Source organism: Vibrio sp. 970 (genome assembly GCF_033339075.1).
The window spans coordinates 368,779-391,842 of sequence record NZ_JAWOTW010000002.1; the positions used below are offsets into that span (position 1 = coordinate 368,779).

At 44.3% G+C, this 23,064-nt stretch carries 18 protein-coding genes; 13 read left to right on the forward strand and 5 right to left on the reverse strand.

All coding sequences use genetic code 11. The features are described from left to right. Window positions 1-4: 4 nt before the first annotated feature. The 10 genes from R7Q11_RS04220 (at window position 5) to R7Q11_RS04265 (ending at window position 12,245) form a co-directional block, all read left to right on the forward strand. Window positions 5-937, forward strand: a complete 933-nt coding sequence (locus R7Q11_RS04220) for a transporter substrate-binding domain-containing protein (RefSeq protein WP_225466218.1) — start codon at window positions 5-7, stop codon at window positions 935-937. Then, complete coding sequence (locus tag R7Q11_RS04225) at window positions 934-3,264, forward strand: putative bifunctional diguanylate cyclase/phosphodiesterase (protein ID WP_005375094.1); 2,331 nt, start codon at window positions 934-936, stop codon at window positions 3,262-3,264. Before R7Q11_RS04220 ends, R7Q11_RS04225 begins: the two co-directional genes overlap by 4 nt. Before the next feature lie 212 nt (window positions 3,265-3,476). Next, entirely contained in the window at window positions 3,477-4,670 is a 1,194-nt protein-coding gene (locus R7Q11_RS04230) for a glycine C-acetyltransferase (RefSeq protein ID WP_005375095.1), read from the forward strand. A 44-nt stretch (window positions 4,671-4,714) separates the two neighbouring features. Next, window positions 4,715-5,746 carry an L-threonine 3-dehydrogenase gene (tdh, locus tag R7Q11_RS04235; protein ID WP_005383983.1) on the forward strand — a complete coding sequence of 344 codons (1,032 nt, stop codon included), beginning with the start codon at window positions 4,715-4,717 and terminating at the stop codon, window positions 5,744-5,746. Window positions 5,747-6,134: 388 nt separating this feature from the next. Beyond that, complete coding sequence (locus tag R7Q11_RS04240; protein ID WP_005375099.1) at window positions 6,135-6,680, forward strand: spore coat U domain-containing protein; 546 nt, start codon at window positions 6,135-6,137, stop codon at window positions 6,678-6,680. Window positions 6,681-6,719: 39 nt separating this feature from the next. Then, window positions 6,720-7,217: a spore coat U domain-containing protein gene (locus tag R7Q11_RS04245; RefSeq protein WP_033906710.1), complete on the forward strand. Its 498-nt coding sequence runs from the start codon at window positions 6,720-6,722 to the stop codon at window positions 7,215-7,217. Window positions 7,218-7,237: 20 nt separating this feature from the next. After that, window positions 7,238-7,993: a molecular chaperone gene (locus R7Q11_RS04250; RefSeq protein ID WP_025768578.1), complete on the forward strand. Its 756-nt coding sequence runs from the start codon at window positions 7,238-7,240 to the stop codon at window positions 7,991-7,993. Beyond that, entirely contained in the window at window positions 7,993-10,419 is a 2,427-nt protein-coding gene (locus R7Q11_RS04255) for a fimbria/pilus outer membrane usher protein (RefSeq protein WP_373920830.1), read from the forward strand. Before R7Q11_RS04250 ends, R7Q11_RS04255 begins: the two co-directional genes overlap by 1 nt. Continuing rightward, window positions 10,416-11,384: a spore coat U domain-containing protein gene (locus R7Q11_RS04260; protein ID WP_225466219.1), complete on the forward strand. Its 969-nt coding sequence runs from the start codon at window positions 10,416-10,418 to the stop codon at window positions 11,382-11,384. Before R7Q11_RS04255 ends, R7Q11_RS04260 begins: the two co-directional genes overlap by 4 nt. A 141-nt stretch (window positions 11,385-11,525) precedes the next feature. Continuing rightward, window positions 11,526-12,245, forward strand: a complete 720-nt coding sequence (locus tag R7Q11_RS04265; RefSeq protein WP_042521660.1) for a carbonic anhydrase — start codon at window positions 11,526-11,528, stop codon at window positions 12,243-12,245. 72 nt (window positions 12,246-12,317) lie between these two features. Here the strand turns inward: R7Q11_RS04265 and R7Q11_RS04270 are convergent, their stop codons facing one another. Continuing rightward, the gene (locus R7Q11_RS04270) at window positions 12,318-13,421 is read right to left on the reverse strand and encodes a mechanosensitive ion channel family protein (RefSeq protein WP_225466220.1); all 1,104 of its coding nucleotides are present in this window, start codon (window positions 13,419-13,421) and stop codon (window positions 12,318-12,320) included. A gap of 301 nt (window positions 13,422-13,722) precedes the next feature. Between R7Q11_RS04270 and R7Q11_RS04275 the strand changes: the two genes are divergently transcribed. After that, window positions 13,723-14,070, forward strand: coding sequence for a helix-turn-helix domain-containing protein (locus tag R7Q11_RS04275; RefSeq protein ID WP_005375109.1), 348 nt, complete (start codon window positions 13,723-13,725; stop codon window positions 14,068-14,070). Between the two features lie 90 nt (window positions 14,071-14,160). Here the strand turns inward: R7Q11_RS04275 and lldD are convergent, their stop codons facing one another. Together lldD and R7Q11_RS04285 are read right to left on the reverse strand one after the other, a co-directional pair. After that, window positions 14,161-15,300, reverse strand: coding sequence for an FMN-dependent L-lactate dehydrogenase LldD (gene lldD / locus R7Q11_RS04280; RefSeq protein ID WP_158155471.1), 1,140 nt, complete (start codon window positions 15,298-15,300; stop codon window positions 14,161-14,163). Window positions 15,301-15,615: 315 nt separating this feature from the next. Continuing rightward, window positions 15,616-17,307: an L-lactate permease gene (locus R7Q11_RS04285; protein WP_005375111.1), complete on the reverse strand. Its 1,692-nt coding sequence runs from the start codon at window positions 17,305-17,307 to the stop codon at window positions 15,616-15,618. Window positions 17,308-17,469: 162 nt separating this feature from the next. Here R7Q11_RS04285 and R7Q11_RS04290 point away from each other — a divergent pair, with 162 nt between their 5' ends. Further along, the gene (locus tag R7Q11_RS04290; protein ID WP_005375112.1) at window positions 17,470-18,369 is read left to right on the forward strand and encodes a LysR family transcriptional regulator; all 900 of its coding nucleotides are present in this window, start codon (window positions 17,470-17,472) and stop codon (window positions 18,367-18,369) included. Between the two features lie 120 nt (window positions 18,370-18,489). Beyond that, a complete protein-coding gene (locus tag R7Q11_RS04295; RefSeq protein ID WP_115386801.1) occupies window positions 18,490-20,523 on the forward strand; it encodes a prolyl oligopeptidase family serine peptidase in 2,034 nt (677 codons plus the stop codon). Window positions 20,524-20,765: 242 nt separating this feature from the next. Here the strand turns inward: R7Q11_RS04295 and R7Q11_RS04300 are convergent, their stop codons facing one another. Together R7Q11_RS04300 and R7Q11_RS04305 are read right to left on the reverse strand one after the other, a co-directional pair. Further along, window positions 20,766-22,397: an ABC transporter ATP-binding protein gene (locus R7Q11_RS04300; protein ID WP_205461260.1), complete on the reverse strand. Its 1,632-nt coding sequence runs from the start codon at window positions 22,395-22,397 to the stop codon at window positions 20,766-20,768. Between the two features lie 85 nt (window positions 22,398-22,482). Further along, window positions 22,483-22,980: a hypothetical protein gene (locus R7Q11_RS04305; RefSeq protein WP_017635485.1), complete on the reverse strand. Its 498-nt coding sequence runs from the start codon at window positions 22,978-22,980 to the stop codon at window positions 22,483-22,485. Window positions 22,981-23,064 lie beyond the last annotated feature (84 nt).

A 23,064-nucleotide genomic window follows, 5' to 3' on the forward strand; every position in this document is an offset into this window, starting at 1 on the left:
TATTATGTCAGTCATAACATTCAAAAGAACTTTAGCGACGGTGGCGCTCATGGTTACCTCTGTTGCGTCGTCTGCCGCTTGGTCAGACGATTTACAACAAATCCGTGAACGCGGTGTACTGCGTCACATTGGTGTCCCGTACGCTAACTTTGTCTCCTATATTGAACAAGGTGAAGTGGAAACTTTGACTGGCTTGGATGTAGAGATAATAAAAGGTTTTGCCAAGTCGTTAGGTGTTCAGTACCAGTATGTTCCAGCACAGTGGAGCGACGTGGTTGGTAAGTTGACAGGGCAAAATGTGCAATATCACAACAAGCAGGCTGTTGTCGGAGAAAGTGTTCCAATTGAAGGCGATTTGATCGCAAATGGCGTTACTATTCTTGATTGGCGCTCTGAGGTTGTCGATTTTTCACAAGATTATTTTCCTTCAGGTGTATGGTTGGTTTCCAGATCCGACTCTAGTCTGAACCCGATTAAACCAAGTGGGTCGGTCGATGAAGATGTTAAAAACGTCAAGCAGCTGATCGATGGTCGCGAAGTGTTAGCTTTAGAACATTCTTGCTTGGATCCTAACCTTTATGACTTATATGACACAGGTGCAAAAGTTATATTACCTGATGGGGCGCGTCTCCTTAATGAGATGGTTCCAGCGATAATGAAAAATGATGCGGAAAGCACATTATTAGATGTTGCGGATACGCTAATTGCCCTCGAAAAATGGCCGGGTGAAATAAAAGTCATTGGCCCTATATCTGAAAATCAAAAAATGGCTGTTGCATTCCGTAAAAATTCCCCTGAATTACGCAAAGCATTTGATCGTTATTTAGACTCGATAAAAAAAGACGGTTCATACGAAAAACTAGTAAAAAAATACTATCCATCTATTTACTACTTTTATAACGATTACTTTATAGAAGATAAAAAGAAAGTCCGATGAATAAGGCCGTTAAAAAATTTTCCAGTAAAAGATTTATTACAATAAGCGCAATATTAGTTTCAATTTACTTAGCTATGCTTATTACTGTGACTAGCGTAGGTCAAAATAAGTTAAAAGAATCTCAATACAGAGAACTAGATTTAAAAGTTAAAAGTTATGCAAGCACACTCGATAATTTATTTACCATAGCGAGTGAAGATGTTGATAATCTAGCTACAGATAAAACAATACAAACATTCTTTGGTAATTTAGCTTCTGGAATGTCAATGGAGTATGGGTTAGGTGCCAGTTTAATTAATTTAAAGCGTCGCTTCGATGAGAAGATAGACAGTAAGCTAATTAATAGCAGCCAAATCTATAAAAAGCTCACGCTGGTCGGCAGTGATGGAGTCACCATTGTCACCACAGGCTCCGAAAACCTTGCCGAGCATAAGATGGACATACAAACCTTAATGACTCAACACGGGCATCCCGAAGAGGTTTGCGCGACGCGATACAATGATGACGTTCGCATTCAAGTCATTAAGCAAGTTAAGTTCTCCGGAAAGCCTGTTGCCTTTTTAATTGCCGATCTTAATAAGAATATTGTTATTGACCAACTTACTAACCAAGAACACGAAGATAGTTATAGCCGAATGGTGCTAAAAATAAAAGACGTGGAAATGGTTGTATGGGATACCATAAATAAAACACCTTCTCACAATAAGGATGAGAATTATTTCGTTTCTGAGGCTGTAGACGGAAAAATTTACTTTGAAGTGCCTGTGGATAAACATCACTTCAAATTGATGGCGTGGTTCGAGCCTTTGAGTGAACGAGATATATTTACATCACGGCTCTTTATTATTGGTTTGAGTATTCTGGCCGTTATGATCGTCATTGCTTTATGTTATGCATTCATCACGAACAATAATAGGATTGAATTGAAAATTAAGCTTGAGGAAGAAAAAAAGCGTAAAGATATTCTTTCTCAACAGAATAAAAAATTAACGAACGAAATTGAACGTCGAAAAGCGTCTGAAAAAGAACTCGCCTTCCAAGCTAAATATGACACATTAACTAATTTGCCTAATCGTAGTTATGGTTCCGAGCGATTGGCTTTGGAGTTAATTAGGGCATCGCGTAGTGGGTCTAAAGTTTTGGTGATGTTCATCGACTTAGACCACTTCAAGCAGATTAACGATTCAATGGGACACTTTGTTGGGGATGAAATCCTTAAACTCAGTGCTCAGCGACTGTATCAAGTCGCGAGAAAAACAGACTTATTGGCGAGAATTGGTGGGGATGAGTTTTTACTCGTCATCCCTGATTTGCCTGATAATGATACTGCAAAGCGAGTTGCTTCAAGTGTGCTTTCGGCGTTTAACGATCCGTTTGTTTGGAACAACCATGAATTCTTCTTGAGTAGCAGCGTCGGAATGTCTGTGTTCCCGGATGACGGAGACAACGCTGAGCAGCTTCTTGCATGTGCAGATATGGCAATGTATCGGGCGAAACAAGATGGGCGTGATGGCTTTTGTTTTTATAACCATAATATGAACCAAGACTTGCAACGCTACTTAGATTTGGAAAATCGTCTGAGAAGTGCGATCTCCAATCAGTTGTTAGAGCTGTATTATCAGCCAATTATTGAGCTGAGTAGTGGTAAAATCGTAGGGGCAGAAGCGCTAATGCGTTGGAATGATGACAAGTACGGATTCGTAAACCCTGAAGAGTTTATCTCTATTGCAGAGAAAAATGGTTTAATTCATCAAATTGGTGAGTTTGCTATTCAACAAGCGTGTCGACAAGCGGCACAATGGCAGAGTCTGACTCCGTTGTTTGTTTCTGTAAACTTTTCTAGTGTTCAATTTAGGTACTGCGAGCGCTTACTTACGTTTATTAAACACAGCCTTGAGGAGTCTGGTCTTCCGTCAGATAAGTTCGATATTGAAGTGACAGAAAGTCTCCTCTTCAATCACGATTCTGAGCTATTAGACATGCTTAATAACTTACGAGCGTTAGGCACCAAACTTACTATTGATGATTTTGGTACTGGTTATTCTGCGCTGAGTTACTTGCAGAAGTTTCCGTTCGACCGCTTAAAAATTGATCGTAGCTTTATGCAAAATATGTTCGAGAACGACTCAGACCGCGAGCTTGTCAACGTAATCATAGCAATGGCGAAAGCGCTGGATCTTAAGATCGTCGCAGAAGGCATCGAAGAACAGCGTCATGTGGATTACCTGAAAAACCTAAACTGTGAGTTCGGACAAGGTTTCCACTATAGCCGACCATTACCTGCTAAGGACTTTGAAGCACTTTTGGCTAAGCCTACCTGGCTATAATTCCTTTTATAACAACCTCATAGAAAAGCATTAATTGAATTTGTGCCTAGGATTCATTAATGCTTTTCCACCTTAAGGTATAATCCTTCCTCCTTCCTTGAATTACACTACAATTAATTGATGAGTGATAGCCCGTGACGCCCGTCACATAAAGGCTAAGCCTAATTCTAAACGAGTAAATACTCGCCAAAATAACTAGGAAGGAATTTCAAATGTCTTCTGCATTCTACCAACAGATTCAGCAGCAAATCGAAGAAGTAAAGGCGGAAGGCCTTTACAAATCAGAGCGTGTCATTACGTCTCAACAGCAAGCGGCTGTTAAAATCTCTACTGGTGAAGAAGTACTAAACTTCTGTGCGAACAACTACCTTGGTCTTGCTAACCACCCGGCACTTATCGAAGCGGGTAAAGCAGGCATGGACGAGCACGGCTTTGGTATGGCTTCAGTACGTTTTATCTGTGGTACGCAAGACATCCACAAAGAGCTTGAGCAGAAGCTTTCTAAGTTCCTAGGTAAAGAAGATACGATTCTTTACACATCATGTTTCGACGCAAACGCGGGCCTATTTGAAACTATTCTAGGCAAAGAAGACGCAATCATCTCTGACGCTTTAAACCACGCGTCAATCATTGACGGTGTTCGTCTATGTAAAGCAATGCGTTTCCGCTACTCAAACAACAACATGGAAGAGCTAGAACAACAACTGATCGCTGCGAAAGAAGCAGGTGCTCGCCACATTCTTATCGTAACGGACGGTGTGTTCTCAATGGACGGCGTAGTAGCAAACCTTCCGGCTATCTGTGACCTAGCAGAGAAGTACGGCGCGTTGACTATGGTTGATGACTCTCACGCTGTTGGCTTCATGGGCAAAACAGGTGCAGGTACGCACGAGCACCACAACGTGGTTGACCGTATCGACATCATCACTGGTACGCTAGGCAAAGCAATGGGCGGCGCTTCAGGCGGTTACACATCTGGTAAAGCGGAAGTGATTGACTGGCTACGTCAGCGTTCTCGTCCATACCTATTCTCTAACTCTGTTGCACCAGCAATCGTAAGCGCTTCTATCCGCGTTCTAGATCTACTAGAAGAGAGCGGTGACCTACGTGATCGTCTATGGGAAAACGCAGCACACTTCCGTACTCGTATGGAAGACGCTGGTTTCACAATGGGTGGTGCTGACCACGCAATCATCCCAATCATGCTTGGCGACGCAAAAGTAGCAGCAGAATTTGCAGAGCGTGCGCTGGAGAAAGGCATCTACGTAATCGGCTTCTCATTCCCTGTAGTACCAAAAGGTCAAGCACGTATCCGTACTCAAATGTCTGCGGCGCACTCTCGCGAGCAACTAGACCGTGCAATCGACGCGTTCATCCAAGTTGGTAAGGACATGGGTCTTATTTAAGATTCTAGGCCTTAGACAATAGGGCCTTTAATTAAGGTTACATTATGAAAATTAAAGCATTATCAAAGCTAAAGCCTGAAGAAGGCATCTGGATGACTGAGGTTGATAAACCTGAAGTTGGCCATAACGACATTCTGATCAAAATTAAGAAAACCGCTATCTGTGGTACAGACGTACACATCTACAACTGGGACGAATGGTCACAAAAGACAATTCCAGTGCCTATGGTTGTCGGTCACGAATACGTGGGTGAAGTGGTTGCGATTGGTCAGGAAGTTCGTGGCTTTGAAATCGGTGACCGCGTATCTGGCGAAGGTCACATCACGTGTGGTCATTGTCGTAACTGTCGTGGCGGCCGTACTCACCTATGTCGTAACACGATTGGTGTGGGCGTTAACCGCGAAGGTGCATTCGCAGAATACCTAGTGATCCCAGCGTTCAATGCGTTCAAGATCCCTGAAGGCATCTCTGACGATCTAGCGTCTATCTTTGACCCGTTTGGTAACGCAGTACACACAGCACTTTCTTTCGACCTAGTAGGCGAAGACGTGCTTATCACAGGTGCTGGCCCAATCGGTATCATGGCAGCGGCAGTAGCAAAGCACGTTGGTGCTCGCCACGTAGTGATCACAGACGTGAACGAATACCGTCTAGAACTTGCTCGTAAGATGGGTGTAACACGCGCAGTAAACGTGGCTGAAGAGAAGCTAGAAGACGTAATGGCTGAGCTAGGCATGACAGAAGGCTTCGACGTTGGTCTAGAAATGTCTGGTAACCCAGCAGCATTCAACTCAATGCTAACCACAATGAACCACGGTGGTCGCATTGCACTACTAGGTATTCCACCGTCAGACATGGGTATCGACTGGAACCAAGTTATCTTCAAAGGCTTGGTGATCAAAGGTATCTACGGTCGCGAAATGTTCGAAACTTGGTACAAGATGGCTTCACTGATCCAATCTGGTCTGGATCTATCGCCAATCATCACGCACCACTACAAGATTGATGACTTCCAAGAAGGCTTCGATGTAATGCGCAGCGGTATGTCAGGCAAAGTTATTCTTGATTGGGAATAACTTATTCAAGTAAGAAATGCGCTCCTTTTTGGGGCGCATTTTTGTTTCATGAAGATTTTTGTTTCGGGAAGAAATGGTCGCCAATCTTTTCTAAACTTCTCGTATCGTTCTGCTACTTTTTTAGATTTTTTCCACTCAACTTCACCCTACCTTCTAACTCATTGTCGATTCTATATTTGGAACAAGATAATAACCATTTGTTTTTGGTGGTTATTATTTAGCATTACATGCTTAAAAATCGTCACTTTTAAGTTTAATATTTTTATTTGCTGTTCGTCTTTATCCTTATCCTGCTTCTTTTTATTGTTTTACATTTTATATGCATTTGGTTTGTCATAATTGAGCTATAACTAATAAAAAGGTTACCGATATACAGTGGAATGTAAAAATGGAGCTTTATATGAAAAGATTTTATCTGATGATGCCTCTGCTCTTAACCTCATTTAGTTGGCAAGCGAGTGGAGCGTCAGTGAGCGGTACGATTGATGTTTCAATTAACCTTGTACAAGGTTGTGTGATTAATGGAAATAATGCGGTAGATGCAGCTTCTGGCGTTGGCTTTGGCTCACTCGCCTTTGGAGACGTGCCTGCAATCTTCAGTGAACAAGATGGTGTGGTAAATGGTGGTAGTGCGACGGGTATTGAAGTGCTTTGTAGTAACGGTGTGACACCGACGTTTACATTGGGCACCGGATTGTATGATGCAAGTGCGACCGTTGGTACCTATGCGATGTCAAATGGCGCGCAATTTATTGATTATACGTTGTTTACCGACTCAGACCGAAGCACACAAATTATACAAGGCGGGACGGTAGCTCTGTCTGAATTTACTAGTGCAACATCGCAAACTATTGAGCTTTTTGCGAAAGCTTACGGTACGAGCAGCATTGCCGGTACATACTCCGATACCATCAGTGTGACGCTAAGCTGGTAAAACGTGACGCTGGTTGTTAGGGGCTTTTCACTTGTCGCGATGAGTTTGTGCTCTTTAACTGTGCTGGCTGATGCGACACAAACTTTTCAGGTGTCTGCCACCGTAGATACAGGTTGTTTGATTAACGGCGTAGTACAAGAAGAAAGCGCAACCCAAGCCGGGCAAATAGGCACGTTAGATTTTGGTGAGCATTCTTCAGTTTACGCGACGGAAGTACAAGGCAGCATCACTTACAGTTCATCACTCACATTAAGTTGTACTCCGGGTATTACGATGAATGTTTCCGTAAATGGCGGGATGAATGCATCGGACGGTGTACGTAAGCTAAAGCACAGTGAAGAAGCGACAACGGTAGATTACTTTTTGTTTCAGGATCTAAATTATACGCAGGTGCTTGATATTGACACGCAATATTCCGTCGATACCGACCAAGACCCAGATAATATTCAGTTTCCTATCTGGGCAAAGGCGACAATAAATGGGAATGAAATGGCTGGAATTTATATGGATACGCTTACGCTGACATTAGAGTGGTAAGTGAACTTTGGAGGGGTGAAATGGAATTCATACTCAAAAAACTATTATTAATAACCTTCCTTTTTGTTTTTTTCTCAAATGCCAATGCTAACTCATTATTAATTTGGCCGATTTACCCCAAAATATCAGAGGAGAGTAATGCAACATCACTTTGGATGGTAAATAAAGGCAGTGTTGATTCTTATTTACAGGTGAGAATTTTTAAGTGGGAACAAAACGAAGGAGAAGATAGTTATTCAAGTCAAAGCCAGTTAATTGCAACCCCTCCGTTTGTCAAAATTGAACCAGGTGAAAAGCAGTTAATCCGCATCATCAACCAAGATGAGGCCTCTGCGGGTAAGGAGTATGCATACCGAGTGATCATAGATGAATTACCGCCAACTCAAAACCCTCAAACAGAATTGACGGAAAATGAACTCGCTGTAAAAGTCCGAATGCGTTACTCGATACCTTTGTTTATTTACGGGAAAGGGCTGACTGATACTCAAAAACCAAACCGTGACAGTGAATTATGGGGTGATTTACAGGCACAGTTTATTAAGAAAAATAATCAGCGTTTTGTTCACATTAAAAATTCAGGAAAACACCATGTTCGCTTAGTGAATTTACAGTTGAATCTACCAAATAAAGATCCTGTCGTTATTTCCGATGGACTAGCTGGCTATATTCTTCCTGAACAGTATAAGGTTTGGTCTATTCCCCATAGTAATGTCAGACCCTTGAGTTTGAGCGCGAATATTGGAGGTAAACGTTACCAAATACCATTGAAGCAATAATGAATAGATTTAATACAATGAATGCTTTCTTTTGGTTGGTATTACTTAGCGTAACGTGGAGCAGTATTGGTCTTTGTGCAAATTCAGCAAACCACTTCTCTGAGCTACCGAGTCCTGAAAATTTCTCATTAGAAAAGTTTGAGAATATTAGCCTCAATCTGGAGTTGGTGATCAATCAAAGAGCAACCGGGCTTGTTGCGAAAGTTGAGCGAGTTGGCGATCAGTTCTTTTTGCTCCGGGAGGACCTCATTTCAGTTGGGGTTACCGCCAAGTCGTTGCCTGGAACTGAAGAGAGACTTGAGGTTACGTCTATCCCAGGAGTTAACGTGCGTTACTTGCAATCGTCATTGCAACTTACAATTGACGTACCGCCTAATTGGTTACCGATGCAGAGCTTATCAGCGCAGGATATGGGGCGATTTTCCCCGGCTCAGTTTGGGCGTGGTGGCCTGCTTAACTACAACGTATTTGGTGTGTACGAGAACGAAAGCCGACAAAAGGAGGTTTCTATAAATCATGAAGTCAGAGCCTTTTCTGAGTTTGGCGTTTTTTCTACTACCGGGATATTTAAATCTAACTTTCATCGCGATGTTCAGTCCCAGCAAAGCAGCCAGTACACTCGTTTTGATACGAGTTACGAGTACGTCAATCAAGAGAAGCGAATTCGTATGGAGGTAGGGGACTATATTGTTCGCCCTTTATCTTGGAGCCAACCAGTAAGACTGGCGGGTATTCAGTTGTCGCATGATTTCTCTATGCGTCCGGATGTCGTGACGACGCCGTTACCTGCATTTTACGGTGAGGTCACAGCGCCCACTACGTTAGATTTGTTTATCAATGGCTTTAAAACTGACTCAATGAATGTTGGGCCCGGTCCTTTCATTATTAACGATATTCCAATGCTCTCTGGTGCTGGGGAAGCAACGGTAATTGCAACGGATGCTCAAGGTAAGCAAACGGTCATGACCAGCCCATTTTTTCTCTCTTCCGATCTACTGAAGACCGGATTTACATCTTACAGTGCGAGTATTGGTGCGATCAGAGAAAATTTCGGTAATGCATCTAACGACTATGGAGACGGTGGCGTGGTTACCGCTCTGCGTCATGGCATGACTGACTGGTTAACATTAGAAGCTCAAGCCGAAGCAAAAGACGACCTGATCGTTGCGGGGCTGGGCTTTGTCACCAATGCTTTCAACTTGGGTACGGTGGATGCCTCGTTTCGTGTGAGTAATTTTCAGGATCAATCTACCTCATATGCGCTAGGTTATAGTTATCAGTCTCGGTTGTTTAGCTTCGCTGCTCGAACTCAAGTAGAACAAGCCGACTTTTATACCTTATCTCATTTACCAAATTACGAAATGCTCGATGAAGGCAAGGACGCTTCACTCGCGTCGCGCCATCTATCACAAATCAATATGGGAGTCCGTTTGGGAGATTGGGGCTCACTTTCTGGTGGGTACTTTGATATTCAACAATCCGACTCAGATTCACGTACCCTAAATCTTACTTATAGCTACGCTCTGCCTTTTAATATCAATATGTCCCTTTCTTACAACCATAGTATTGGTGGTCAGAGTGTTACGCTGGCGCAATTCTCTCTACCTTTCAGTTCTTTGGGGGGAAGTTCGGGGTTAACGCTGAAAAGAGAGGATGATGGCGATGTTAGAGGGCGAGTGGGTTACAGCCGCCTTGCGCCAATACGAGGTGGGTGGGGCGTCAATTTAGCGCATGATATTAACGAGGACCCAGAAAACCGTAAACAGGCCGATTTGACCTACCGTGCGTCATGGGCGCAGTTCAGAGCGGGGTTAAATGGCACCAGTGGCGACTATGATTATTTTGCGGAAATGGCAGGTTCAGTCTCTACGTTGGATGGAGAAATATTCCCAGCGAATGAAGTGTATGACAGCTTTGCGGTAGTGAGCACCAGTGGTTTTGAAGGTATTCCGGTTAAATATGAGAATCAAATTGTCGGAGTGACAGACGATGAAGGTTACTTACTTGTTCCTTGGGCTACGGCGTATTACACCGCCAAATATGAAATCGATCCACTTAATTTACCAGCCAATGCTGCGTTTTCTGAGACAGAGCAGTTTGCTTCGATACATTCGGGCTACGGCTACCTGTTAGAGTTCCCAATAGAGCTACAAATTGCACTGAGCATGACGGTGGTAGACGAAAATCATTTGTTCCTTCCGATTGGTACATATGGCCGCTCAGAAACGGGCTTAACAAGCCAAATTGGTTGGGATGGTTTTACGTACTTTGAAGGCGTTGACCTAGGCCGCTATATTCAGTTTTATCCTCAAGGACAGTCGCCATGTAAAGTGTTTATTGAGGGGTTGTATCAGCGTGACAGTCAAAAAATACAAACATTGCCTGAGCAGGTTTGTATCAAAGCCGAAGAAGAGACCGCACTATGATTTTGCGCAGCTGGTTTGCTAGCCTACTTCTCTTTTTCTCGTGCTCGACAATGGCTTGTCAGCTCACGGCGGCAACACCTTTAATCTTGTTTGGCAATGTTTCTTCGTTTACTGTTTCAAGCTCTCAGCAGCAAAGCTCAGCTCAGCCTCATGCGGGGATTACGTGTGACTTTTCTACACTTGTGTCTTTGTTAAGTGGCGACTACGTATCAGCAACGTTTAACAGTATAAATAATGGTTTGCTATTAAATGAGGATGATCCGAGTTCGGAGCTCAGCTATCAGATTTTTGGCGATCCAGGTCTTTCACAAGAGTATGTATTCGGCCAAACTTACAATTTTTTTGAAATCGGGTTACTCTATTTACTCGGGTTGTTTGGCACTCAAGCTGAGTTTCCGCTTTATGCTCGGACGGGAGTGGGTAGTAATCTTTCCGCTGGGACTTATAAAGACCAAATCACCGTATCCTGGATTTGGGATTACTGTAAGGGTATCGGGGTTCTAGGGGTATGCATTGGCCGCGCCAATGGCAGCGCTCAAAGCGTGATTACGGTTGAGTTAGAAGTGACCCCTGATTGTATGATCACGGCGCCAGATATTGACTTTGGTTCGTCCCCATTAGTGGCCGGTTTTGAACCAGTCAGTCAGGTTATATCGTTAACTTGTACCAAGAATAGTTCCTTCTCCATTGGCTTGAATGACGGCCTAAATGCGTCCGGCGGTCAGCGGCGAATGATTTCTAGTGGTCACTATTTGGAGTATGAAATCTATAAGTCATCAACGATGGAGCGCTGGGGAGGCACCAGTTCTGAACGTCGTGAACACGGTGACGTCGATACTGGCGGCTCCATTCCGGATGGTATCACTCCACAGAATTATAATTATCGCGCGCAGATACTAACCAGCCAAACGACCCCTCCTGCAGGTACTTACACCGATTCAATAATCGTTGACGTTCAATTTTGAGCATCATGTCAATTACATCATTAGAGGCTTCTATTCCAAAAATTTTTTGTAATCATAGTTTTCACTCTGTCACTGCTTAATTTTGTGAGATTAGTATGGCTTTATTCTCACGGAATTTAACTTTCAGAAATAAGGAAAATGATGAAGAAGTCACTAACAACATTAGGTTTGGCACTGGTATTTACAGGAACAGCTTATGCAGCAAGCTGGGGCTACGAGGGAAACCATGGGCCAGCTCATTGGGGTGAGTTTGCATCTGAGTGCGCAAAAGGTCAAAACCAGAGCCCAATCAACATTGAATCGGCGACCGAAGCGAAGCTAGAAAAATTGAATTTCGACTACGAAGGTAAGGCAATTTCACTGCTGAACAACGGTCACACTTTACAGACTGGTTTAGAAGGTAAAAACACACTCACCATTGATGGTAAAGAGTTTACGTTGAAACAGTTCCACTTCCATACGCCATCTGAAAACCATGTGGACGGTAAAGAATACCCTCTAGAAGCACACTTTGTGCATGCCGACAAAGTAGGTCATCTAGCTGTTGTCGCGGTGTTCTTTAAACTGGGTGACGCGAACCCAGATCTAGCTAAGATGCTAGCTAACATTCCAACTAAAGATCAAGATGTTACCATCAAGGTTCCATTTGATGCTGATGCCCTTATCCCAAGTGATAAAGACTACTACCGCTTTAACGGCTCACTAACGACACCGCCATGCTCTGAAGGTGTACGTTGGTTCGTGATGAAAGAAGCACAAACTATTTCTCCTGAGCAGATAAAATCTTTTTCGGAAGTAATGGGGAAAAACAATCGCCCAATCCAACCGCTGAATGCACGTATGGTGTTAACGCAACAATAACCACTTCATGCGAAGAAAAATAAAAAGCCCGCTTAAACATAGCGGGCTTGGTTATTTGGGTATTGGTGAAAACTAGAAGCCGTGATCTTCTTGCTCTTCCGCTTTTACCATTTGTATAGGATCAAGCTTAAGCGTCTGAGTAGGGAACGCGATATCTGCATCGTGTTCTTTAATGATGTTGATTACCTTAAGCAGTATGTCCTGCTTAACCTCATGGTATCTCACCCAATTCACGGTTTTAGTAAAGGTATAGATAAAGAAGTGCAATGATGATGGACCGAATGTATCGAAGTTGACGATAAGTGTTTGGCGTGCATCAATGTCTTTGTGATTTTTCAGCATTTCTTTTACCGCGGTGATAATTTGCGGCATTTTTTCAGCATCGTCGTAACGAAGTCCAATTTTTTCGTAGATACGTCGGTTCAGCATGCGAGATGGGTTTTCTACGACAATGCTGCTAAACACTGAGTTTGGCACATACAGTGGACGCTTATCGAAAGTTCGGATAATGGTCATACGCCAGCCAATGCGTTCTACCGTCCCCTCTATTTGTCGGTCTGGAGAACGGATCCAATCGCCAACTTTAAATGGACGATCGAAGTAGATCATAAGACCTCCAAAAAAGTTAGACAGCAAATCCTTCGCCGCTAAACCGACGATCAAACCACCAACACCACCGAAGGTAAGTAGGCCCGATAGTGACAGACCAAATGCCTGCATTACGGTTAGAATTCCGACGGTAATAAAGAACAGGCGCGCGACCTTAGCTATCGCTTGTACTGTTGTTTCATCTCGGTTCTTTTGTTCGAGAACATGCTCTTCAACATTGGTAATGAGCCGCATAACGGTCCATACGAAGATGCTGATGATTAAAATCAGTTTCAGCGTACTTAACCAGTTTATTTTATCGTTGAGCTCGCTCTCTAATATGATGCCGATAGAGACGGTTGCTGGCCAACACCAAATGAGTGTACTGACTGGCGCTTTTAGCGCATCAAGCAACATGTCATCCCAGTGGAAGGGCGTTTTCTCTACGAGCGCAGCGAGGCGAGAGCGGATCAGCCGCCAAGTTATCCAAGCTATAAAGCTAGCGAGCGTAATGAAAAGGACGCTTCCACTCCAATTTTGATGAGACGTTTCAATGTAGCTTTGTAATTCGGTAAACCACAGTGGCATATGTAACTTATTTCTAGTGAACCATGGAAGGAAAGGTAGCAGATATTACTCCTTCACCCCAGTGATTTCCTTTAAATCATTTACTTATGTCTAAACCGTCCGAGATGGACTTTTCCTTCCGATGACAAGAGAGTCACCTCAATGTTCTGTTGAGCGACCGCCTCATGCATGTTCAGAGGTACGCTACCAATGATTGAGGGTTGATATTTGGACGATCAATTATAACTTCTCTGACTTATCGCTAACATTTATCTTAAGTAAGTGTGAGAGTGTATTGGCTCTTGAATTAGCGGAGGCAGATATGGAATTTACAGAGCTGGATCGAAACGCGCTCTACGACATCTGGATGTCACAAAAAGCCAAAATGCACATCACTCAAATGGAAATGGCTAAGCGCCTTGGTTTGAGTCTACACGAGTTTTCTGGCTTGTTACGTGGTAATTCTCCACTGACGCTAGGTTTTGTAAAACAGCTATGCGAGCAGCTACATGTACGTCCTGGTCAGGTGATTCCGTCTTTGACGGAGCGTGATCTATCTGCATCTGGTACCGTTTATTTACAAAATCGTGTGACGGTGGATGGTGATATCAGTAACGTGTTTATCGACGGAAACCAAGTCGTGATCGAGTACGTTCACCAAGTTAGCTAGCTTGCTCGTCAAATTATCGGGTTGAAGAGCAATAAAAAACGAGCCACTGTTGGCTCGTTTTTTCGTTTCTGTTTTGCTCGCTCGCAAAGATTATGGGATTTTCACTAGCGAATCGCGTGAAAGATCCGCGATAGACTTAGCTCCAGTCAGCGTCATTGCTACACGCATTTCTTTATCGTACAGATCCAGTAGATTTTCAACGCCTGCTCCGCCTTGTGCTGCCAATGCGTACACAAATGAACGGCCAAGAAGCGTACAGTCTGCACCAAGTGCGAGCATACGAACGACATCAAGACCAGTACGAATACCAGAGTCTACGAAGATCTTAAGATCACCTTTTACCGCATCCGCAATGCTTGGTAGTGCTTTAGCACTTGAAAGTACGCCATCTAACTGACGGCCACCATGGTTAGATACCACAATGCCATCTGCGCCGAAACGTACCGCATCTTTCGCGTCTTCTTCATCTAGAATGCCTTTGATAACCATTGGACCATCCCAAAAATCACGAATCCACTCAAGATCTTTCCAGGAGATAGAAGGATCGAAGTTTGCGCCTAACCAGCCGATGTAATCTTCTAGCTTTGTTGGTTCGCCACGATAAGTTGAGATGTTACCTAAGTCGTGCGGTTTACCAAGTAGACCCACATCCAGCGCCCAGCTTGGGTGGCGCATCGCCTGGAATACACGACGCATGGCCGCGTTAGGGCCACTCATACCTGAGTGCATGTCACGGTAACGTGCGCCAGGAACTGGCATATCAACGGTAAACACCAGCGTTGTTACGCCTGCTGCTTTTGCACGCTCAAGTACGTTTTTCATAAAGCCACGATCTTTAAGCACGTAAAGCTGGAACCACATTGGACGTTCAATTGAAGGTGCGACTTCTTCAATCGGACAAACCGAAACAGTTGACATAGTAAATGGGATGCCTTTTTTCTCGGCTGCTTTTGCTGCTTGCACCTCGCCTCGGCGCGCGTACATACCAGTTAGACCAACAGGAGCTAGCGCGATTGGCATTGCCAGTTTCTCACCGAAGATCTCGGTTTCGAGGCTCAAATCTGTCATATCGCGTAGGACGCGTTGGCGAAGAGCGACATCACCTAAATCGTCAGTATTACGCTTCAGCGTGCGTTCGTCGTAAGAGCCGCCATCAATATAATGGAATAGAAACGGGGGAAGCTTGGCTTTCGCGGCAGCGCGGTAGTCAGTAGAAGCTGAGATAATCATAATGGTGTCCTAGCGGTTATTCTAAGCAAAGTTGTGGAGCAATTTGCTCTTTCGTTGAGTCTTCATCGCAAAGCAGTGAAGACATCAAAATGAGTATAGTTACCTATGGTTCACTTACGTTTGAACCGATGATGTTGGTAACCCATTTACATAATTGGTTGAAAAATTTTATTAAATCACTCAATCAGTTATGCAAACTGGAAAGGATGACACAGCTGTCGGGGGAATTGATGTAGCAAGCTAAATCAACATGTCGGGGTAGTAGTGCAGACAGCTGTGTCAAATTAGGCAGGGCTGTAAACCCTGCGTTTCGCGTTACTTCATTAAGACATCTGTCATTTGGAAGCCATAAATCAGAACCAATCCAATAATGCCTGTCATTACAATGTAGTAGAACGTAGGGATAATCGTTTTACGCAATGTTGCGCCTTCTCGACCAAGCAAGCCTACCGTGGCTGATGCGGCAACAACGTTGTGAATCGCAATCATGTTACCTGCGGCAGCACCGACGGCCTGGAGTGATACAACAATCACACTCGAAATAGACAACGTTTGTGCCACTTCGAATTGGAACTGGCTGAACATCATATTTGATACCGTGTTTGAGCCAGCGATGAACGCACCCAGTGCACCAACGGTGGCACTCAGCGCTGGGAACGCAGAACCAACAAGGTCAGAGGCGAAGTTTGCGGTTGTGACGGGCATACTTGCTAGGTCAGCACCGTTGATGCCTGAGTTGATAAAGATACGAACCATCGGAATGGTAAATACCAAGACAAAACCCGCCCCAATCAGTGTTTTGCTTGACTCGCCAAACGCTTCACGCAATGGCTTTACACTACCGCTTTGTAACATTGCAGCAAGTAGTGCGACAAACACCAGAATGCCACCAGGAAGGTATAACGGCTGAATCGCAGCGCTAACGCCAGTCTCACCAAGAATGTTGCTGAACGACAAACTTACGCTTTGTACAAAGCCTTTCAGCTCAGGGCTTACGCGGCTTGCGACGAGAATAACTGCCAGCATTACATATGGAACCCAAGCTTTTACGATGCTCATTGGCTTGCCCGGATTGTCGTTTAGATCGACTTTTAGCGAGCCTAACCACTCTGCAGGCCACTTGTCTTCGCTTTCGAAATCCCACTTAGTCTTTGGTACTAAGAAGCCTTTTTTCGCTGCGGTAACAACGATAGACAGACCAACCAAACCACCGATAAGTGAAGGGAACTCTGCACCTAAGAAAACACCGGTTAACGCGTATGGAACGGTAAAAGAGACACCAGCGAATAGTGCAAATGGTAGAATATCCAGACCTTCACTCCAGCTTCTGTTCTTGCCGAAGAAACGTGTTAACATCATCGCCATTAATACTGGGATCATCGTACCTACGACTGCGTGAATGACAGCAACGTGCGCTGTGATATCTTGCAGGTACATTTCCCACGTTGCACCTTGTGCGGCCAACGACTCACTGATGTTATGGGTGTCTAAACCTTTGTTTACACCTACGATGATAGGCGTGCCTACCGCGCCGAATGAAACAGGCGTTGACTGAATCATCATGCCCATAAGGACAGCGGCTAGCGCAGGAAAGCCGATTGCAACCAGTAGTGGTGCAGCGATTGCTGCCGGGGTACCGAACCCAGATGCGCCTTCAATGAACGAGCCAAAGCACCAAGCAATGATGATGGCTTGTACACGGCGGTCAGCCGAAATATCGGTAAATCCATTACGGATTGTGGTGATCGCTCCAGTGTGTTTTAAAGTGTTGAGCAAGAAGATGGCACCAAACACGATCCATAGAACAGAGACAGTAATGCCCAGTCCTTGGAATACGGAGGCCAGTACGCGATTGGCTGACATATCCCAAAACATTAGTGCGATAGCGACGGTTAAACCGAACGCAACAGGCATGGCTTTTTTAGCAGGCCAGTTGAGACCAACCAATAAGATGGCGGCAACAACAATTGGCGAAAATGCCACTAGGGCAAGTAGGGTTTCACTCATTTGTACATCCTTCGTACGCTGACTTCTCGAACGGTGTCAATCCGCTGTAGAGGTGACTTTTTGTTGTAATGGTTTTGTTAATTTGGCGTGAATTTACTCCTTTATTTTTTGTTGATATAGGGAAATAATGAAAATAATTAATTCCAAAAGTGACATAATGGTATGAGAGCAGACGACTTAATCCTATTTTCTCAAGTAATCGAACTTGGCAGCTTTAGTAAGGTTGCAGAGGCAAATAACCTTACAAATTCGGTAGTTAGCAAAAGAATGGCGAGGTTGGAGGAAGAAATAGGGGCTCAGCTATTATATCGAACAACGCGCAAATTAACCTTGACCGAGGCAGGTAAGGTGTTACTCCACAGTGCTAAAAATGTGAAGCAGGCCACTCAGGAGGCTATGGATGCTGTTGCAGGCTTTGGAGAGAATGTGAGCGGTCATATAAAAATGTCCGTGCCGTGTATCTCTGGAGATTTGATACTTGCTGATGCTGTTGCCGAATTTTGTAACCTTCATCCGGGTCTGACCGTGGACATGTCATTGGATAATCGCTTTGTCGATTTAGTGGCTGATGGTTACGATTTAGTCATTCGAACTGGCTACTTAGCCGACTCTAGTTTGATCGCACGACATATTCTCGATTCCCAATGGGTGGTATGCGCGTCACCTTCTTATATTGCGAAAAATGGGAAACCGATCGAGCCGATTGATCTCACCACGCACAATTGTCTGCAATACGCTTACCAAACCACAGGTGCAACGGATTGGGAGTTTAAAGGAGAAGATGGCAATTACATCGTCAAAGTATCGGGCTGCTTTTCTACTGATAACGCGACCGCATTACGTAAAGCCGCTCTGGGCGGCCATGGTATTGCTTACGTCCCGCGCTGTTTGGTGTATCACGATATTCGTAATGGTCAACTGGTGGATATTTTTCCTGAATTAGTAGGTAAAAAGTTGGGTATCTACGCGGTGTATCCGTTTACTCGTCAACCACCGAACAAAGTGAAGCTGCTTATTGAGCACATTCGTGACCGATACTTAACGATATCTCATTATTTCTAGGTTCTTCATAGATTTAAAACAATGTCGTTGAAATCAAAATAGGGTGCTCTAAGGTAATCACCGCAATAAAACGATTGAAGATAAACAACTTAATAAAAACAACGGAGTAACACGGACGTTATGCATTACCCAAAAACACGTAAAGATTCTGTCGTGGACACTTATTTTGGTCACGACATTACCGACCCTTATCGCTGGTTAGAAGATGATCGCAGTGAAGAAACCGCTCAATGGGTTTCGGGTCAAAATTCGGTCACCTTCGATTTCCTTGGTCAGATACCGTACCGCCAACAAATCCGTGACTTAGTGGCGAAGAGTCAAAACTACGAAAAATATTCCCAGCCATTTGTTCGTGGTGACTACACCTACTTCTACAAAAACGACGGTTTGCAAAACCAAAGCGTATTGTATCGACGTAAAGGCGAGGGAGAAGCCGAGGTTTTCCTTGATCCAAATACTTTCTCCGAAGAGGGCACGACCTCTCTTGGCGAAGTCAGCTTCTCTAAAGACTACCGTTTGGTCGCGTATTCCATCTCGGAAGGGGGCAGTGATTGGCGTAAGATCTTTGTCATTGATACGGAAACCAAAGAACAGCTAGAGCCTGAGATTGTTGATGCGAAGTTTACGTCGATTTCTTGGCTGGGCAGCAAAGGCTTCTATTACTCAAGCTACGATAAGCCGCAAGGCAGCGAGTTGTCTGCTCGAACTGAGCATCACAAGCTTTATTATCATGAACTTGGTACACCTCAATCTGAAGATAAAGTGATTTTCGGTGAGTTGGATACGCAAGTTCATCGTTATGTGTCTGGTACGACGACGACAGATGATCGCTTCCTCATTATCTCTGGCGCAGAATCTACATCGGGTAATCGTCTGTTTTATATTGATTTACAGTCTGAGTTACAGGCAATTGTGACGCTGCGCGAGACAACGCAAGGAGACACCTACTTAATTGATAGCCAAGACGCAACCTTGCTGCTTTACACCAACCTAGACGCGCCGAATGGCAAAGTTGTCAGCTACAACACTCAGACAGAACAATGGGCTGACGTGATTGCTGAACAAGAACAGCCGTTAGAAATCAGCAAAGGTGGCGGTTATCTGTTTGCGACTTATATGGTAGATGTGCTTTCTAAAGTGCAGCAGTTTAACTACCAAGGTGAGTGGATTCGAGATGTACAATTGCCGGGAGAAGGCACGGCTTATGGTCTGGCGGGTAAAAAAGAAGAAACCACACTTTATTACACATTCACTAACTACGTGACGCCTCCGACGATTTTCTCATTTGATGTCGAATCTGGTGAATCGACACTGTTTCAGGAATCAAAGGCACCGTTCGATCGTAATGAGTATGAATCAAAACAGGTGTTTTACACCTCAAAAGACGGCACGCAAGTTCCGATGATCATCTCATACAAGAAGGGCATTGCACTTGATGGTAGAGCACCAACCATGTTGTATGGTTACGGCGGTTTTAACATCAGCCTTACTCCAATGTTTTCTGGCAATGTAGCCAACTGGCTAGAGTTGGGGGGTATATACGCTGTCGCCAACATGCGAGGCGGCGGTGAATACGGTAAAGCCTGGCACAACGCAGGCACTCAGCAGCAAAAGCAAAACGTGTTTGATGACTTTATTGCGGCGGCGGAATACCTGATTGAAAACGACTACACTAGCTCGGATCGCCTAGCGATTCGCGGTGGTTCTAATGGTGGTTTGTTAGTTGGAGCGTGTATGACGCAACGCCCTGAACTATTCAAAGTCGCGCTGCCTGCGGTTGGCGTGCTTGATATGCTGCGTTATCACACGTTTACTTCTGGAGAAGGCTGGAAGTATGACTATGGCACGTCGGAGCAAAGTGAAGCGATGTTCCAATACTTGCTTGGTTACTCTCCTGTTCACAATGTAAAAGAAGGCGTGCAATATCCTGCTACCTTGGTGACAACTGCTGATCACGACGACCGAGTTGTGCCAGCACATTCGTACAAATTTATTGCGGAGCTGCAAGACAAACAGCAAGGCGCTAATCCAGTATTGATACGCATTGATGTTAATGCCGGTCATGGTGCAGGAATGCCGCTGAGTAAGCAAATTGACCTCACCACAGACGTGTATGCATTTACGTTACATAATATGGGTATTGAGTCGATTTAATGCCCTAGTTGTTAGAAACTTCTGAGAATAAAAAAATGCCGCGACAGTGTCGCGGCATTTTTCATGGTTGGGGGAACTCAATTCATACTGTTTGCCAGTATTTGAGGCAGGTTGACTAAGTCTGACCCTTGAACCAACCAGTCTCGGCGGCCAAACCGAAAGGCAGCTACGCCATTCTTAAGACAAGATGAATTTATCACCTTTTCTTAATCCTAGTTTATGAATATGAAACTGTGATGAACCTAAGCCGCATTGTGCTGATTTTCACTGTTTTCAAGATCAAATGAGGCATCTATCAGTTTTTTCGTGTAGTCATTTTTAGGGTTTTGGAAAATCTTTTCGGCCGTACCTTGTTCCATGACCTCGCCCTTTTGCATGACTAGAACACGATCAGAGAGTGCTTTAACTACTGATAGATCGTGGCTAATAAACAAGTAGCCAATATTGTGTTTTTTCTGCAAATCTTTCAGAAGGTCAATCACTGTCAGTTGCACCGAGCGGTCTAATGCAGAGGTTGGCTCATCAAGCAGAATAAACGAAGGTTCAAGGATCAGTGCTCGCGCGATAGCAATACGCTGACGCTGGCCTCCTGAAAACTCGTGCGGATAACGGTTGATGGACGCGGGATCTAAGCGGACCTCACGGAGCACGTCGCGTGCTTTCTGCATACGTTCTTTTTTACTCAACATTGGTTGGTGGACAGTTAATCCTTCTGTGATGATCTCGCCGATAGTCATACGAGGAGAAAGCGAACCATAAGGGTCTTGGAATACCATCTGAACGTCTTTTTTCAGCTCAAAACGTTCTTTGTTTGTCAGCAAGGCCATATCTTGGCCTTTATATTCTATTTTGCCAGTTGAGGGCAGTAGACCTATCAAAGCTCGGCCGAGTGTAGACTTACCTGAACCGGACTCCCCAACGATCCCGAGGGTCTCTCCTTGTTTAAGCTCAAGAGAAATGCCTTTTACCGCTTCGAAGTACTCATTCTTGCTCGCAATAAAATGCGACTTTACCAAGAATTTGACTCGTATATCGTCGGCCTTTAAAAGCTGTGTAGCACTTTCGCTAATAGGCTCCTTACTGCCTTTAGGAATCGAGTTGATTAGCATACGTGTGTATTCGTGCTTTGGGTCCTCGAAGAGTGTTTGCGTTTCGCCTTCTTCGACGACTTCTCCTTTACACATCACAATGACACGGTCTGCAAAGTGTTTTACGACGCCTAAGTCATGAGTAATAAATAGGATTGCCATGCCCATCTGAGTCTGAATTTCTTTAATCAGGTGCAACACTTCTGCTTGAACCGTGACATCCAACGCTGTTGTAGGTTCGTCGGCGATCAAAATATCGGGCTCGTTAATCAGTGCCATCGCAATCATGATGCGTTGCAATTGACCACCAGAAAATTCGTGTGGGTACTTGTTGTACGCTTTTTCTGGGTTTGGCATATGAACCAATTCAAACAGCTCTAACACCTTTGCTTTTGCTGTTCGTCTGTCGACCGGGCGGTGACACATGATGGCCTCAGCGACTTGGATACCCACCCGCATGTACGGGTTTAGTGAGGTCATCGGCTCTTGAAAAATCATGCCAATGCGATCACCGCGAATACTTTGCATTTCACGCTCTGTTTTATCCAAGATGGAGCTACCCTCAAACATGATGGATGAGCTTTCATGAAAAATAGCGTTGTCTGGCAGTAGTTTCATCAGTGCATTGGTTGATACTGACTTGCCAGAGCCAGATTCGCCAACGATGGACAGCGTCTCGCCTGCTTTTAAATCGAAGCTAACATTCTTTACTGCATCGACGATCCCATCGTTTGTCGTAAAGCTGACTGATAGGTTGTTCACCGAAAGAATGGTTTTAGAAGACATCACAGATCCTTGTGGTTGATAAAGCAAATGATACTCAAGCAATGGACAGTACAAACCTAGCTGGCCTCAATGCTTGAGCTTTAGATTAATTATACAGGTGAGAAGGCGAAGCTTTTGCCGAACTCATTGCTTGCAAATGTAAGAACTGCTCATGCGCGCGCGTTACGTGCTCGAGTTCTATCATCCATTGAGCATTACGTTGGGCAGAGCAAAATGCCGCCATGTGAGCTAACAAGTCTTCGCTCTGTTGACCAAGTAGGTGACCTACGCGCTCAATTAGTTCATGGCTCTCTAGCTGCAAAAATTGAAATAGCGCGTAAGTTTGATTGAGTATTGAGAACGCATCATGTTGTAAGCCGAGTTTGTTGAGAATCTCTGATTGCGTCACGCTGGCATCTCTAAGCCCCGTAATGAGACATACAAACTGGCAAGGTTTAGTTTGTGCATTTTCTAGCGCTAAATGAATGTGGTTGGGTAGATTGTTGAGCACGTCGTCATATAAACGATGAGCTTCTGGCCAATGGCCTTGTTCCATCAGTTGCTCCGCTTTTAAGTAGCGCATCCAGCATTGCTCAATATTCATATCCATCTCCACAACATTTGATTTGTTTAGATATTAAATGAAATTGATTATCAATTGCAAGTGCGTGTTAATATCACTTATGTG

What these genes read in the sequence shown, in the direction of transcription:
- R7Q11_RS04220 (WP_225466218.1), top strand. Translation starts at nt 5, where the DNA reads ATGTCAGTCATAACATTCAAAAGAACTTTAGCGACGGTGGCGCTCATG.
- R7Q11_RS04225 (WP_005375094.1), top strand. Translation starts at nt 934, where the DNA reads ATGAATAAGGCCGTTAAAAAATTTTCCAGTAAAAGATTTATTACAATA.
- R7Q11_RS04230 (WP_005375095.1), top strand. Translation starts at nt 3,477, where the DNA reads ATGTCTTCTGCATTCTACCAACAGATTCAGCAGCAAATCGAAGAAGTA.
- tdh (WP_005383983.1), top strand. Translation starts at nt 4,715, where the DNA reads ATGAAAATTAAAGCATTATCAAAGCTAAAGCCTGAAGAAGGCATCTGG.
- R7Q11_RS04240 (WP_005375099.1), top strand. Translation starts at nt 6,135, where the DNA reads ATGGAGCTTTATATGAAAAGATTTTATCTGATGATGCCTCTGCTCTTA.
- R7Q11_RS04245 (WP_033906710.1), top strand. Translation starts at nt 6,720, where the DNA reads ATGAGTTTGTGCTCTTTAACTGTGCTGGCTGATGCGACACAAACTTTT.
- R7Q11_RS04250 (WP_025768578.1), top strand. Translation starts at nt 7,238, where the DNA reads ATGGAATTCATACTCAAAAAACTATTATTAATAACCTTCCTTTTTGTT.
- R7Q11_RS04255 (WP_373920830.1), top strand. Translation starts at nt 7,993, where the DNA reads ATGAATAGATTTAATACAATGAATGCTTTCTTTTGGTTGGTATTACTT.
- R7Q11_RS04260 (WP_225466219.1), top strand. Translation starts at nt 10,416, where the DNA reads ATGATTTTGCGCAGCTGGTTTGCTAGCCTACTTCTCTTTTTCTCGTGC.
- R7Q11_RS04265 (WP_042521660.1), top strand. Translation starts at nt 11,526, where the DNA reads ATGAAGAAGTCACTAACAACATTAGGTTTGGCACTGGTATTTACAGGA.
- R7Q11_RS04270 (WP_225466220.1), bottom strand. Translation starts at nt 13,421, where the DNA reads ATGCCACTGTGGTTTACCGAATTACAAAGCTACATTGAAACGTCTCAT.
- R7Q11_RS04275 (WP_005375109.1), top strand. Translation starts at nt 13,723, where the DNA reads ATGGAATTTACAGAGCTGGATCGAAACGCGCTCTACGACATCTGGATG.
- lldD (WP_158155471.1), bottom strand. Translation starts at nt 15,300, where the DNA reads ATGATTATCTCAGCTTCTACTGACTACCGCGCTGCCGCGAAAGCCAAG.
- R7Q11_RS04285 (WP_005375111.1), bottom strand. Translation starts at nt 17,307, where the DNA reads ATGAGTGAAACCCTACTTGCCCTAGTGGCATTTTCGCCAATTGTTGTT.
- R7Q11_RS04290 (WP_005375112.1), top strand. Translation starts at nt 17,470, where the DNA reads ATGAGAGCAGACGACTTAATCCTATTTTCTCAAGTAATCGAACTTGGC.
- R7Q11_RS04295 (WP_115386801.1), top strand. Translation starts at nt 18,490, where the DNA reads ATGCATTACCCAAAAACACGTAAAGATTCTGTCGTGGACACTTATTTT.
- R7Q11_RS04300 (WP_205461260.1), bottom strand. Translation starts at nt 22,397, where the DNA reads ATGTCTTCTAAAACCATTCTTTCGGTGAACAACCTATCAGTCAGCTTT.
- R7Q11_RS04305 (WP_017635485.1), bottom strand. Translation starts at nt 22,980, where the DNA reads ATGAATATTGAGCAATGCTGGATGCGCTACTTAAAAGCGGAGCAACTG.